This window comes from Streptomyces sp. NPDC051822, assembly GCF_044452745.1.
GTDB lineage: Bacteria > Actinomycetota > Actinomycetes > Streptomycetales > Streptomycetaceae > Streptomyces.
This window is the reverse complement of sequence record NZ_JBITBZ010000011.1, coordinates 175,230-189,173: the sequence shown is the minus strand read 5'-3', so window position 1 is coordinate 189,173 and position 13,944 is coordinate 175,230. Positions and strand designations below refer to the sequence as shown.

Below are 13,944 nucleotides of genomic sequence, written 5' to 3'. Positions count from 1 at the left end.
GAATTGACATGTACATGGTTACTTCGGGTAAGCCGCCGCTCCGCGCCGCCCCTGCCAGTCGGAAGAAGGACCCCCGCATGCCCCCTTCCCGTACGCCCGCCACCCGCCGGCTCCGCACCCACCGCCTCGCCACCGCCGTCGCGGTCGCCCTCGCCTTCGTCGCCACCGCCGGTGGCACCGGTTCCGCCGCCCCCGAGGGGCCGGCGTCCACGGAGCTGCGCGAGGCGATGTTCGTCGGCAACAACTGGGACGGAACGGCCGACGTCATCGCCTCCCGGGGCGACTTCCACCGCATCGGCCGCCTGAACGTGATCCCCGACAAGGAGGAACGCCTCCGGGAGATCTATCTGAACCCCGTCAAACTCGCCTTCTTCCTCGGCGTCCGCAGCGGGCCGGGGGAGGGGCACGACCAGTTCGTCGACGACATGTACGCGACCCCCGACGGCTCTGCCATGGTCGTCTCCCGACCCAGCTTCGCCGATGTCGTCTCCCTCGACCTGCGTACGGGACGCGTCAACTGGCGCTTCCCCGTAGCGGGTTACCGCGCCGACCACATGGCCGTCTCCCCCGACGGCAACCGGGTCGCGGTCTCCGCCTCCACGGCGAACACCGTCCACGTCCTCGACATCGCCACCGGCCGCCAGCTCGGCTCCTTCAAGACAGGCGACAAACCGCACGAGAACGTCTTCACCTCCGACGGGCTCCTGTGGAACATGTCCATCGGCGAGGTCACCACCGCCCTCGACGCCCCCTGGCTCGACTGGACCAAGGGCGACCGCCGTATCACCGTCGTCGACGCCCGCACCTTCGAGACCGTCCGTGTCATCGACATGCGGGAACGCCTCGACGCCTTCGGGCGCGGCGACCTCTCCGACGCCGTGCGCCCGCTCGTCTTCAGCCCGGACGAGAAGAAGCTCTACTTCCAGGTCTCCTTCCACAACGGCCTCCTGGAGTACGACATCGCCACCGACCGGATCACCCGGGCGAAGGCCCTCCCCGGCAACCCGGCGACCGACCCCGACCGCACCACCTGGGTCAACGACTCGCGCCATCACGGCCTCTCGATCAGTCCCGACGGCACCAAGCTCTGCGTCGCGGGAACGATGGACGACTACGTCACGGTCGTCGACCGCGCCACGCTCCAGGAGGGCCCGCTCGTCGAGGCCTCCAAGCCGTACTGGGCGACCGTGAGCGGCGACGGACGGTCCTGCGTGGTCTCCGAGAGCGGCACCGACCGGGTGACCGCGATCGACTTCTCCACCGGCCGGCGCGTGGCCTCCGTGGAGGTCGGCGACCACCCGCAGCGCGTACGGCTCGCCCGGATCCCCGCCGACTGGACGGGAGTGGAGGGGGGCTGAGCGGCGGGAGCGGGGCCGGACGGATCGCCCGTCGATCCGTCCGGCCCCGCTCCCGTTCAGCCTCCGGAGGCCTACAGGCCCCTCAGGCCCGCAGACCCCTCAGGCCCTGTGGACCGCGAGCTCGTAGAGCGAGTAGCCCCACTGGGTCGCCCGCCGCTCGCCGTGGATCCGGACGTACCGGGCCGACGTCGAAGCGAACTCCGCCGTGTCGTACCCGCCGTCCCCGGCGTCCGTGGACCACACCGTCCGCCAGTCCGTGCCGTTCTCCGACACCTCGATCCGGTACTGGCGCGCGTACGCGCGCTCCCAGTCGAGGGTGACCCGGCCGACCCGGCGCACGGCCCCGAGGTCCACGCCCAGCCACTGGCCGTCCGACCAGTCACTGGCCCAGCGGGTGCCCACGTCGCCGTCGACGGCGCGGCCCGGGGCGTAGCTCGTGAACGGGTGCCACTCCGAGGAACTGGCCGAAGCGGGCGCGCCCGCGGCCAGGTTGACACCGGGCTCGTGCTTCTCGGTCGCCCCCCACGTGGTGAGGTACGACTCCGCGCCGCCGGCCAGCTCGTCCACGACTTCCTGGCCGCCGCTGAGCCTGATCTGCTCGATCCAGTCCGGCACCATCCCGTTGTGCGCGGCGCCGTCGGTGTTGAGGTCCCACGTGCGCTCGCCCGTCACCTGACGGTCGATCACCGCACCGCCGTCGAAGCTGCGGAAGGGGTACTTCACCGCGTTCGGCGCGTCGGCACCGACCGGACCCGGCCAGCCGCCGACCCCGTTCATGTCCGTGCCGTAGCCGAGGCCGACGCCGTACGTGGCGCGAAGGTCCGCCTTCTGCGCGGCCTCCCCGATGAAGCCCTCCGCGCCGTGCATGTACTGCGCGACGAAACCGCCCAGGCGGTAGAGCCGCTCGGTCCAGTCCAGGTCCATCCAGCTGTGGGTGGAGAGGACGCCCGGGTACTCCTCGGACTCCAGGATGTCGAGCGCCCGCCCGGCCGCCTTGACGCTCATGTGGTCGAGCTCCAGCATCATGCCGCGGTCGATCATGCCCCGCAGCGCGTGCTCGCCCAGCCGGCTCAGGCCGCGGGTGTTGCACTGCGCGTCGGAGGCGTACGAGGGGACGCTCACCCCGGCCGGCAGCTTGGCGGCCATCACCGGGGCGGCCGCCAGCCCGATCGGGTTGTCGCGCTGCGGGCCCGCGCACTTCTCCGTCGCCCAGAACGTGCCCGTCGAGAGGAACTGGCCGATGTTGACCGCCGTCCCGATGGCCCCCGAGTCGAAGCGGACCCCGCACAGCGCGTTGTCGAACTTGTGGCACAGGAACATGCTGCGCACCCCGAGCCCGTACAGCTCGTCGAGGCCGCGGTCGATGTCCTCCTTGCCGCACTGGGCGACGTCGAGGATCTGCTTGCAGCCGAACGGCTCCGAGGTCTCCACGCCCAGGACGACCGCGAGCTTGCCCTGCTCGACCACCGAGCGCGCCTGCGCGGCGGAGGTGACGATGCGGAACCAGCCCTTGCCCGGGCCGCCGTACATCCCGTCGACGTAGTCCTGGAGCTCGTACGTCTTGCGGGCCTGTAGGCGGATCGACGTCATCTCGTCGCAGCTCCGGTCCCGGGGCAGGATCGAGCAGATCAGGCCGTTCGTCACCAGGTCGTTGACGAGCACCCGCTGCCCGCCGCGCCAGGCCCGCTCCACCCACGCGTAGTAGTTCTGCTGGTGGGTCAGGGAGTTGTGGGCCGGCCAGTCCTTGAACGTCGGCCAGCCCACCGGGTCGTGGTGGCCGTCGGCGCCGCCGGTGATGTTCTCGAACAGCGCTCCGGAACCGTCCGGGTAGTGCTCGGGACAGTCCTTGAGCGCCTCGGGGGCGCCGCCCGCGGAGAAGGTCCGGCCGCAGATCAGCCGGCCGCCGAAGCCCTCGTCGGACATCAGGTGGTTGTGCGCGTCGACGAAGCCGCGCACCTTGCCCTGCGCGTCCGTTCCGGTGAACGGCGCGCCCGTGACGTTGATCCGCGAGTCGGGCGCGGGCCGTGACGTGGGCTCCCACCAGCCGCCGTCGGCTCCCGCCGCGGGGACGGGACCGGAGCCGAAGAGGACGGCGGCGAGGGCGAGGAACAGCGCGAGGAGGGCGGATCTGCCGCCGGTCCCGCGTGAATGGTGTCGAGTCATGGTCAGCGATGCCTCCGGTCGGTGGGGGTGTACCGGGCGCCCCGAGGATCGCGGTGTCGGTGCAGTGAGTCAAGAGTCCGGGACAGATGACCTGTTGACGGAGGCGCGGCCCCGCCCGTCCCGCCGTGGACGCGGGGCCTCACCCGTGGATCCCGCGTCGGTGTCGTCGGTGCCGACCTGGCCGCGGGGAAGGATCCGGTCCAGCCACCTCGGCAGCCACCAGTTGGCCCGGCCGAGGAGTGTCATGGTCGCCGGTACCAGCACCATGCGTACGACCGTGGCGTCGATGAAGATCGCGGTGGCCAGGCCGAGCCCGAACATCTTGGTGGAGGGGTCCTCGGCGACGGCGAAGGACAGGAAGACCGCCACCATGATGAGGGCCGCCGAGGTGATGATCCGGGCGGTGCCCGAGACGCCCTCGACGATCGCCGTGCCGTTGTCGCCGGTGCGCAGGTACTCCTCGCGTACGCGGGAGAGGAGGAACACCTCGTAGTCCATCGACAGGCCGAACAGGATGGCGAAGAGGAAGGTCGGGATGAACGACACGATCGGAACCGTCGCTTCCAGCCCGATGAGTGCGCCTCCCCAGCCCCACTGGAAGACCGCGACCATGATGCCGTAGGCCGCGCCGATGCTCAGCAGATTCAGCAGTACCGCCTTCAGCGGTACGAGTATCGAGCGGAAGACCAGCATCAGCAGCAGGAACGACATCGCCAGCACGGCGGCGACGATCACCGGCAGGCGTTGGCTGGTGCGTCGGCCCACGTCGGACAGGCTCGCGGCGGCGCCGCCGATGTGGGCCCTGGCCGGGCCGTGCCCGATCGCCGTGGGCAGCACGTCGGTGCGCAGCCGGGCGATGGTGTCGGCCGTGGCCTTGTCCTGAGGGCTGGTGGTCGGGAACACCACGAGGGTCGCGATGCCGGTGGCACGATCGATGTGCGTCGGCGCGACGGACGCGATGCCCGGATCCGCCGCGACCGCCCCGACGAGCCGGTCCAGCACTCCCGGATCACCGGTGGGGTCCGCGGCGATGACGAGGGGACCGTTGGTTCCCTGGCCGAATCCCTCGGCGACGAGGTCGTAGGCCCGGCGCTCGGTACGGCTGTGGGGCAGTGAGCCGTCGTCGGGCAGGCCGACGCGCAGGCCGAGCACGGGCAGCGTCGCCGTCAGCAGCAGCGCCGCGGCGCCGACCGCGTACGGCACCGGGTGCCGGCTGACGTGCCCGATCCAGCGACGCCACCCGGCGGCGTGGGCGGGGCCTTCCGCCGGGTCCCGCCGCCGTGCGAGTCGGGCCGGCCTCCTGGTCCGCAGAGCCCGGCCGATCCGGCCGGCCCCGCCCAGCCGCGGGCCCGCCGCGCCGAGGAAGGCCGGCAGCAGCGTCACCGACGCGAGCACCATCGTCAGGACGACGATCGAGACGGCGACCCCGCCCACCGTCATGAACGGCACGTTCGCGACCGCCAGGCCGAGGATCGACACGACGACGGTGCCGCCGGCGAAGACCACCGGCCGCCCCGCAGTTGCCACCGCCCGTCCGGCCGCCGCCTGCGGATCGAGCCCGCACGCGAGGTACTCCCGGTGCCTGGCGAGCACGAACAGCGCGTAGTCGATGCCCACTCCGAGCCCGACCATGCTGCCCAGGACCGGTGCGAAGGTGGGGACCTCCGTCACCCCCGCCAGCACCGTCATCGTGGCGACCCCGACGGTCAGCCCGAAGACCGCCATGCCGATCGGCAGCGCGGCGGCGACGAGCGAACCGAACGCCAGGAACAGGATCGCGGCCGCGGCGAGGAGGCCGATCAGCTCGCTCGCGCCGCCGTCGGGGTCGGAGAAGGCGTAGAAGAGGTTCCCGCCCATCTCGATGCGCAGCGGCAGCTCGGCGCGCAGCCGGTCGCCGAGACCGACGAGGGCGTCGAGGTCTTCGGCCGACAGCCGGCTCTGGTCGGGGTACTGCACCCGGACGACCGCGATCCGCCCGTCGGCCGAAACGAGGCCGCCGCGCACGGCGGTGTCCCCGCCCGCGTCGAGCGCCCCCGCCGGGTCGCTCGTGCCGAGCACGTGCGGCAGCCGCTCCACCTCGGCCCGCAGCCGCGTGAGAGCGGTGCGCGCGCCGTCGTCGTCGAAGAACGTCGCGCCGTCGTCGAGGGGGGTGACGACCACGTGGGCGGTCATCCCCTCCTGGCCGGTGCCTGCCCGCTCGATCAGTTCCGCGGCCCGGCGGGAGTCCAGTCCCGGAGCGGTCATCGAGTCCGCGGTCCGCCCGCCGAAGGCGACGGCGGCGAGGACCGCGAGCGTGGCGGCGACCAGCCATGCCGCGATCACCCGCCAGGGACGGCGGGCGGCGCCTGCGCCCAGGCGCAACAGGGCTTTCGAGAGCATCGGGTCCTCCAACCACCTCGTCGGCCGTCCTTGTACGGCCGCCGATGCCGAGGGTCGTCGCCGCGGCGCCCCGCGGCATCGGCCCGCGGGCCGCGGATCCGTCGGCCCCGGGGCGGAGTGACGACCCGTCCTTTCGGCCGATGCGCGGCACGCCAGGGTCCCTAGGCTGAGAACCGTGCTCCGAGACGACCTGCGAACCCTGTGGACCGAACCCCGGCCGCCCGACGCGCCCGCCCGGGTGCGGCGGGACTGGGCGCTGCTCGCCGCGGGCCTTGCCGGTGTGGCGCTGGAGGCCACCCTGCGCGAGAACGTCGTGTGGCGGCCGGTGGCGGTGGTGCTCGCCGTATCGCTGTGCCTGCTGCCCCTGTGGCGCCGGACCCGCCCGCTGGCGATGGTGACGCTGGCGTTCGGCTCGATAAGCCTGCTTCCGCTGGCCTCGCTCGTCGCCGCACCGCGCGAGCCCGTCGGCCTGTACACCGGCGCGGTCGTGCTCGTGCTGGTGTACGCGCTGCCCCGGTGGGGATCGGGACGCGAGATCGTGCTGGGCGGAGCGGTGATCCTCGCGGTCGGCGCGCTGTGTGTCGTCACGGACGGGACCCCGGTCGTCGAGAAGGTCGTGGGCTTGGCCTTCCTGCTGCTGCCCGGCGTGGTCGGGGCTGCCGTGCGGTTCCGGGTGACCGCTCGCGAGCGGCAGTTGGAGCAGGTGCGCTCCCGCGAGCGCGAGCAGCTCGCCCGGGAACTGCACGACACGGTGGCCCATCACGTGTCGGCCATGGTGATCATCGCCCAGGCGGGCCGGGTGCTCGCGGGGACCGACCCGTCCGCCGCCGCCGAGGCGCTGGAGGAGGTCGAGGAGGAAGGGGCGCGCACGCTGGAGGAAATGCGCGCCATGGTTGCCACGCTGCGCGACCGCGGGGTCGGCGCCGAGCTGGCGCCCCCTGCCGGAGTCGCGGATCTGGAGCGCCTGGTGCGCACCCCGGGTGGTCGCCTCAGGGTCGACCTGGGGCTCGACGGCGAACTGGACGCGCTGCCCCCGGCCGTGGACGCGGCCGTCTACCGGATCGTGCAGGAGTCGGTGACCAACGCGCTGCGCCATGCGGTCGACGCGACCGAGCTCGTCGTTCGGGTCGCCGCGGAACGGCAGACGGTACGGGTGAGCGTGCGCGACAACGGCCGGCGCACCGGCCGGGGCCGTGACGGATACGGACTTACCGGACTGCGCGAGCGAGCGACGCTGCTCGGCGGCACACTACGAGCCGGCCCGGGTACCGACCGGGGCTGGCATGTCGAAGCCGAACTGCCGAGAGCGAGGAGCGAGAGCGGTGTCCATTCGCGTCCTCGTCGCTGACGACCAGACGATCATCCGCACCGGGTTGCGGATCATTCTGAACGCCCAGCCCGGCATCGAGGTGGTCGGCGAGGCCGCCGACGGGCGGGAAGCGGTACGTCTTGCCCGCGAACTACGCCCCGACGTCTGCCTGTTCGACATCCGCATGCCCGTACTCGACGGGCTCGAGGCCACCCGGCTGGTCGCCGGCCCGGGCGTCGCCGACCCGCTGGCCGTGGTCGTCATCACCACGTTCGACCTCGACGAGTACGTCTACGGCTCACTGCGTGCCGGCGCCCGCGGATTCCTCCTCAAGGACACGGGACCGGACCTTCTGGCGCAGGCCGTACGGTCGGCGTCCGACGGTGAGGCGCTCATCGCGCCCAGCGTCACCGTCCGTCTGCTCCAGGCATTCGCTGACCTGCCCGCCGGCCGGCCCCTGGCCCAGCCGGTCTCCCCCGTCACCGCCCGCGAGGAGCAGGTGCTCCTCGCCGTCGCTCGCGGGCTGACCAACACCGAGATCGCCGATGCACTGCACATCAGCCTCAGCACGGTGAAGACGCATCTGGCCAGCCTGATGGCCAAGCTCGGCGCCCGCAACCGGGTCGAGATCGCGATGTGGGCCTACGAAACGCGCCGTATCCTCCCCGGAACCTGAGCCGGGTGCCGGATCGAAGACCTCACCAGGACCACCCGGTGGTCACGACTCGATACGCGCCCTGGTCACCCTTCGATCAGGAGCACCAGCTGATCAGCCGTCAGGTCGAGCTGTCCGGCCGCCGCTTCCGCGTCACCGAGGACCAGGAACTGGAGCGTGAGACCGTCGATCGCCGCCGCCAGGTACCGCGCGATCGTCTCCACGGGCACCTTCGGCTCGAACCCCCGCATCGTCCGGACCTGCTCGACCAAAGCGCCCGCCGACACCACGTACTGCTCGTACTGGGCGCGCGCCAGATGCTCGAACCCGGGCTCCCGCAGGGCGTACTGGGTGAGGTCGTAGGTCAGCATGTGCTCGCCGGGGTGGGCCGTGACATGGTCCCAGTACGTCTGGAGCGCCCTCCGCACGGTCTCCCGCAGCGTGGCCCCCGGCTCGACCGCCGACATCACCCGCGCCACGTAGTTGTCGGTGATGGTCTCGATCGCGGCCTCCAGGAGGGCCTGCTTGGAGTCGAAGCAGTAGTGGAACACGCTCAGCGAGACACCCGCCTCGGCGCAGATCGACCGCGTGGTGGTCCTGGCGACACCGTCCCTGGTCATCGCCCTGATCGCCGCCTCGACCAGCTGCCTGCGTCGTTGGGCCGACGGCATCCGTCCCATGGTTCCTCCTCGCGTCCGGCGCAAGGGTAGGCGAATCCGTGCGCGGGAACGGATGCCGGGACGACGTCAGGGGGTGTACGGGGCGTCGCTGTGCCGCAGTTCGGTCATGGCGGGCTCCACGACCCGGTAGACGGCGGTGCGCCGGATCGTCACGACGGCGGCCGGCTCGGCGTCCCCACGGGTCAGGTAGACGACGGTCACCTGCCGCGCGGCGGGCGAGGAGGCGTCGATCGACACCACGGGTGTGCGGTCGCCGAGCGAGGCGGCGGCCGCCGGCACGGGGGTCCCGGCCTCGTTGCGCCAGGTGACGAGGCCGTAGAAGCGGCCCGTACCGCCCGTGGTGACCTTGACGGCCGCCACGGCGTCCGCCGCCGGGTCACCCGTCACGTCCCCGATGCCGCACTGCGGCTGGAGCTCGATCACCACACCGTCCCCCTCCCACCGGCCGTCGGTGAAGGCGATGGTCCCCTCGGGGGCGTCGGGCAGCCGCAGGGACGGGCCCTGCAACTGGGCGTTCCGCAGCTGGTCACAGGTGAGGGCGCCCGCGGCGTCCTCGCCGGGCTCCTCCGGCTCGGCCGGGTTCGTCGACTTGGCAGGCGACGGCTTGACCGGCTTCTTCGACGCCGCCGGCGACGGCGGCGTCGAGGAGGCGCCGGGTTTGCCGGGCGCCGAGCCCTCTCCCGCGCCTCCCGTGTCCTGGCATCCCACGCCCACCGACGCCAGGGCGAGGGCGGCGATCAGCAGCTTGGCGCGTGCGGTCCGTCTTCCGGGCTTGTTCTCCACCGCGGGTCCCCCTTGTGCGTTCCGCCGCCCGCTCACCGGCCGGCAGGGTCGAAGACGCGCCGTTCCCGCGGTGCGGTTGCGCTCCCAGCGCGGTCACTGCGACGGCGTGGGCCAGGCGCCACGGTCCGCGAGCCGCAGGACCAGGGCCGCGATGTTCCAGGCGTCGTCCTCCCCGCGGTGGTGCCGGCCCTCCAGCGGCAGCCCGGCGAACTCCAGGGCCCGCGCCATCCCAGGGCGCTTGGGAAGCCCGTACGCCTCGGTGAAGACCGCCTTGGCGTTGGTGTGGTGCCGCCCGAAGGGGTACGGAGTGCCGGTGGCCCGGCACTGGCGGGTGAACTGGTTGCGGTCGTAGTCGCCCCAGCTCGCCCACGGGCGCATCCCGGCCCCGTACGTGCCGGCGAGCAGCCGGCAGGCGTCGGCGAAGTCCAGACCGGTGTCGACCTCCGCCTGGGTGAGTCCGGTCAGGTCGGTGCAGAACGCGCTGACCCGCGAGCGGGCGGGCCTGACCAGGATCCCGTGCCGGGAGACCCGCTCACCCGCGTCCAGGTCCACCACCGTCAACCCGATCTCGATGATCTCGCTGACGGCGCCGGGCGGTGACCGGCCCTCCCAGCAGGTCGCCTCGACGTCGACGACGTTGACAAGTCCCCCGTGATGCATGGGGAGGAGACTAGGACCGGCCCTGCGTCGCGCGCATCCGAATTCGGCGGCTCAGTTCAGGTCCAGGATCCGGCGCAGTGCCGCCACCGCGTGGGCGCGGTGCTCGTCGAGCCACCGGATCGCGGCCTCCTCGTCACCGTGGCGCAGCGCGGAGATGACGGCACGGTGCTCGTGCACCGCCTGCTTCCGGTGCGGGTCCTCGGTGTAGTAGAGCGAGCGGTACGCGTCGGTGGAGTCCCACAGGGTCGTGATGAGGCGGACCAGGCGCGGCATGCCCGACGCCTCGATCAGGGTGAAGTGGAAGAGCCGGTTCGCCGCGGCCATCCCCGGCACGTCGCCCTCCGTCGCGGCCCGCTCCACCTCGCGCTGGATCCGCTCCAGGGCGGCCACCGTGCCCTCCGGCATCCGCGCGAAGGCCGTGCGCACGGCCTCCGTCTCCAGGAGTTCCCGGATGCGGTAGATCTCCTCCAGGTCGTCGAGCGAGAGCTCCGCAACGAAGTAGCCGCGGTGGATGTGATGGACGACCAGTCCCTCGGCCTCCAGGGATTTCAGGGCCTCGCGCAGCGGCACCCGGCTGACCTCGAACCGGGCGGCGAGGGCGTCCTGACGGATCTGGTCGCCCGGCCTGAGCTCCCCGCTGGTGATGGCGCGCCGCAGCTCCCCGAGGACGAACTGCTGGGCGGTCTGCGGCCGCCTCTTCTGCACCGCGCTGCTCATCGCCTGTGACCTTCCGTTCCCTCACATTGCCCACCCGCGCATCGCCGCGCGGGTGCCGACCATCTTCCTACGCGCGGTCGTTCGCCGCTGAGCGCCTGTGGACAACCGGTCCCAGCTCCGCGAGCAGGTCCTCCGTGTGCTCGCCGAGACGTGGGGGAGCGGTGCGATAGGCGGGCGGGGTGGCGTCGAGCCGGATCGGGTGGGCGACCTGCCCGGGACCGGCCGCGGACTCCGGGACCCGTGGGGCGAGCCCCAGCCGGTCGGCGAGCTCGAAGGCCGCGGCCAGGTCGTTGATCGGCCCGCACGGCACGCCGGCCGCGGTGAGCTCCTCGAACCAGCTGTCGGCGGTCCGGGCGGCGAGCGGTCCCGCGAGCGCCGCGATCAGTTCGTCCCGGTGTGCGACGCGGGCGGTGTTGGTGACGAAGCGCGGGTCGTCGGCGAGCCCGGGCAGGCCGAGCCGTTCGCACAGGGCCCGGAACTGCCGGTCGTTGCCCACGGCGAGGACCAGCGGCCTGTCCTGGGCCTCGAACACCTCGTACGGGGCGATGCTCGGGTGCCGGTTGCCCATCGCGCGCGGGACGACCCCGGCGCCGAGGTGGGCTGAGGCCTGGTTGGTGAGCGCCGAGAGGAGGGAGCCGAGGAGCGAGACCTCGACCCGCTGGCCCTCGCCGGTGCGCTCCCGGTGCCGGAGCGCGGCGAGGACGCCGAGCCCCGCGTGCAGTCCGGTGATGACGTCGACCAGGGCGACTCCGGCCTTGGTCCCCTGACCGCCCGGCTCGCCCGTCACGCTCATCAGGCCGCCCATGGCCTGGACGAGGAGGTCGTAACCGGGCAGATGAGCGCCCTCCGCGGTGCCGAAGCCGGTCACCGAGCAGTAGACGATTCCCGGGTTGGTCGCCCGGACGTCCTCGTAGGCGAGGCCGAGCTTCTCCATCGTGCCGGGGCGGAAGTTCTCCACCAGGACGTCCGCGCGGTCCACGATCGCGCGCGCCGCCGCCAGGTCCCCTGGGTCGGTGAGGTCGAGGGCGACGGAGCGCTTGTTCCGGTTCACGCCGAGGAAGTAGGTGGCCTCGCCGTCGGCGAACGGCGGGCCCCATGCGCGCGTGTCGTCGCCGGAGCCGGGCCGCTCGATCTTGATCACGTCAGCGCCCAGGTCGGCGAGGAGCATCGTCATGTACGGCCCGGCGAGCACCCGGCCGAAATCGGCGACGACGATTCCGGACAGGGCGCCTCCGGACAAGGCGCTCCCGGACGGGGCGCCTCCCGACCGGGCGTCGCCCTCCGGTGTCGCCGGAGCCTCGGGGGTGCCCGGCTGGTCTGCGCGCATTCCGCTCTCCCTCGCTGGCGATCGGATCCAGTCGTCGGACCGTACGGTTCGGACATCGGATTTTCAATACTGGATCCAATATCCGATCTACGGCTACGCTGCGGTCGCCGAGTTGCCACAGCCGCCAGGAGGCCGTCCGTGAAGTCGTCGCCGTCCACCCCCCTCCACCCCTTCGAGCTGCTCGCCATCGACGGGCTCCTCACCGACGAGGAACGCCAGATCCGCGACACCGTGCGCGCCGTCGCCGACCGCGAGCTGCGCCCGCACGTCGCCGGCTGGTTCGAGAAGGGCGAGATCCCCGCCCGCGAGCTCGCCCGCACCCTCGGCGGCGTCGGCGTCCTGGGCATGCACCTGGAGGGCTACGGCTGCGCGGGCACGAACTCCGTCGCGTACGGCCTCGCCTGTCTGGAGCTGGAGGCCGTCGACTCGGGCCTGCGCTCGCTGGTCTCCGTACAGGGCTCCCTCGCCATGTACGCGATCTGGAAGTACGGCTCCGAGGAGCAGAAGCAGCGCTGGCTGCCGAAGATGGCGGCGGGCGAGTACATCGGCTGCTTCGGTCTCACCGAGCCCGACGCCGGTTCGGACCCGGGCGCCATGCGCACCAACGCCAAGCGCGACGGCTCCGACTGGATCCTCAACGGCACCAAGATGTGGATCACCAACGGCTCCGTGGCCGACGTGGCCGTCGTCTGGGCCCGTACCGAGGACGGTGTGCGCGGGTTCCTCGTCCCGTCCGGCACCCCCGGCTTCAGCGCACCCGAGATCAAGATGAAGCTGTCCCTGCGGGCGAGCGTCACCAGCGAACTCGTCCTGGAGGACGTGCGCCTCCCGGCCGACGCGATGCTGCCGGAGGCCCGCGGTCTCTCGGGCCCGCTCGGCTGCCTCAACGAGGCCCGCTTCGGCATCGTCTTCGGTGCGCTCGGCGCCGCCCGCGACTGCCTGGAGACGGCGATCTCGTACGCCCGCGACCGGATGGTCTTCGCCCGGTCCCTCGCCTCGTACCAGCTGACGCAGCAGAAGCTCGCCGACATGTCCGTGGAGCTCGGCAAGGGCATGCTGCTCGCCCTGCACCTGGGGCGGCTCAAGGACGCGGGCGCGCTCACCGCCGAGCAGGTCAGCGTGGGCAAGCTGAACAACGTGCGCGAGGCCATCGCCATCGCCCGCGAGTGCCGCACCATCCTCGGCGCCAACGGCATCACGCTGGAGTACCCGGTGCTGCGCCACGCCAACAACCTGGAGTCGGTGCTCACCTACGAGGGGACGAGCGAGGTCCACTCCCTGGTCATCGGCAAGGCGCTCACCGGCGAACAGGCCTTCCGCTGAGCTTGAGGCCCCGGCCGCGCGGAGTCCGAGCCCACGCGCAGGCCGTGGCCGCCCGTTCCTCAGCCGGCCGTCACCCGGTCGACGAAGGCGTCCAGGTTGCCCGTCAGGCGGGCGACCTGCTCGTCGAGCGTGAGGGACTCCTCGTGGCGCCGGGCGCGCAGCTTCGGCTGCCGCCGGCCCCGGACGTACAGGGAGCAGGCCAGGTCGGCGCAGAGGTAGATCCCGACCGTGTTCCCCTCGCGGCCCCGGGTTCCGGCGAGGGGCGCGACGAGGAGCGTGACGCCCGAGGAGGCGTGTCCCGTCAGGCAGACCTGGCACATGCTCGACTTCACGGCGCTGGTCCGCCCGGAGGCCGGCACGCGCAGGCTCACGCCGACCGGACCGTCCGCGCGGGGGAGGACCAGGTGCGCGCGGAGCGGCGCCCCCGGGTCGACCCAGCCGAGGAAGTCCAGGTCCTCCCAAGGGAGTCCGGAGAAGTCGAGCGGCAGCTTGAGGCGTGCCGCCTCGCCCTTGGTGCAGTTCACGAAGGACGAGCGGATCTCTTTGTCGGTCAGTGGTTCCACTCGGTGGACCGTACACGCACCTCAGGA

General features: G+C 72.3%; 12 protein-coding genes. 4 read left to right on the top strand and 8 right to left on the bottom strand.

The window, feature by feature from the left end; genetic code table 11:
* The first annotated feature begins 77 nt into the window (after positions 1–77).
* Positions 78–1,358 (top strand): YncE family protein, encoded by a 1,281-nt coding sequence (locus ACIA8N_RS29085; RefSeq protein ID WP_365781259.1) that lies wholly within the window; start codon positions 78–80, stop codon positions 1,356–1,358.
* Between the two features lie 99 nt (positions 1,359–1,457).
* Here ACIA8N_RS29085 and ACIA8N_RS29080 read toward each other — a convergent pair whose 3' ends face one another.
* Positions 1,458–3,521, bottom strand: coding sequence for a discoidin domain-containing protein (locus ACIA8N_RS29080; protein WP_365781260.1), 2,064 nt, complete (start codon positions 3,519–3,521; stop codon positions 1,458–1,460).
* 69 nt (positions 3,522–3,590) lie between these two features.
* Entirely contained in the window at positions 3,591–5,900 is a 2,310-nt protein-coding gene (locus ACIA8N_RS29075) for an MMPL family transporter (RefSeq protein WP_365781261.1), read from the bottom strand.
* A 175-nt stretch (positions 5,901–6,075) separates the two neighbouring features.
* Here ACIA8N_RS29075 and ACIA8N_RS29070 point away from each other — a divergent pair, with 175 nt between their 5' ends.
* Positions 6,076–7,248 (top strand): histidine kinase, encoded by a 1,173-nt coding sequence (locus ACIA8N_RS29070; protein ID WP_365781262.1) that lies wholly within the window; start codon positions 6,076–6,078, stop codon positions 7,246–7,248.
* Entirely contained in the window at positions 7,223–7,885 is a 663-nt protein-coding gene (locus ACIA8N_RS29065; RefSeq protein WP_365781263.1) for a response regulator transcription factor, read from the top strand. Before ACIA8N_RS29070 ends, ACIA8N_RS29065 begins: the two co-directional genes overlap by 26 nt.
* Positions 7,886–7,950: 65 nt before the next feature.
* Here ACIA8N_RS29065 and ACIA8N_RS29060 read toward each other — a convergent pair whose 3' ends face one another.
* The 5 genes from ACIA8N_RS29060 to ACIA8N_RS29040 form a co-directional block, all read right to left on the bottom strand.
* Entirely contained in the window at positions 7,951–8,544 is a 594-nt protein-coding gene (locus tag ACIA8N_RS29060; protein ID WP_365781264.1) for a TetR/AcrR family transcriptional regulator, read from the bottom strand.
* Positions 8,545–8,610: 66 nt separating this feature from the next.
* A complete protein-coding gene (locus ACIA8N_RS29055; protein ID WP_365781265.1) occupies positions 8,611–9,327 on the bottom strand; it encodes a hypothetical protein in 717 nt (238 codons plus the stop codon).
* A 93-nt stretch (positions 9,328–9,420) separates the two neighbouring features.
* Positions 9,421–9,987, bottom strand: a complete 567-nt coding sequence (locus ACIA8N_RS29050; protein WP_365781266.1) for a 3'-5' exonuclease — start codon at positions 9,985–9,987, stop codon at positions 9,421–9,423.
* 51 nt (positions 9,988–10,038) lie between these two features.
* Positions 10,039–10,704 (bottom strand): GntR family transcriptional regulator, encoded by a 666-nt coding sequence (locus tag ACIA8N_RS29045; protein ID WP_365781267.1) that lies wholly within the window; start codon positions 10,702–10,704, stop codon positions 10,039–10,041.
* 67 nt (positions 10,705–10,771) lie between these two features.
* Positions 10,772–12,031 (bottom strand): CoA transferase, encoded by a 1,260-nt coding sequence (locus tag ACIA8N_RS29040; RefSeq protein WP_365781268.1) that lies wholly within the window; start codon positions 12,029–12,031, stop codon positions 10,772–10,774.
* Positions 12,032–12,169: 138 nt separating this feature from the next.
* On the opposite strand from ACIA8N_RS29040, the gene ACIA8N_RS29035 reads away from it, so the two are divergent.
* Positions 12,170–13,354 carry an acyl-CoA dehydrogenase family protein gene (locus tag ACIA8N_RS29035; protein ID WP_365781269.1) on the top strand — a complete coding sequence of 395 codons (1,185 nt, stop codon included), beginning with the start codon at positions 12,170–12,172 and terminating at the stop codon, positions 13,352–13,354.
* 59 nt (positions 13,355–13,413) lie between these two features.
* Here the strand turns inward: ACIA8N_RS29035 and ACIA8N_RS29030 are convergent, their stop codons facing one another.
* Positions 13,414–13,917, bottom strand: coding sequence for an FBP domain-containing protein (locus ACIA8N_RS29030; RefSeq protein ID WP_365781270.1), 504 nt, complete (start codon positions 13,915–13,917; stop codon positions 13,414–13,416).
* Positions 13,918–13,944 lie beyond the last annotated feature (27 nt).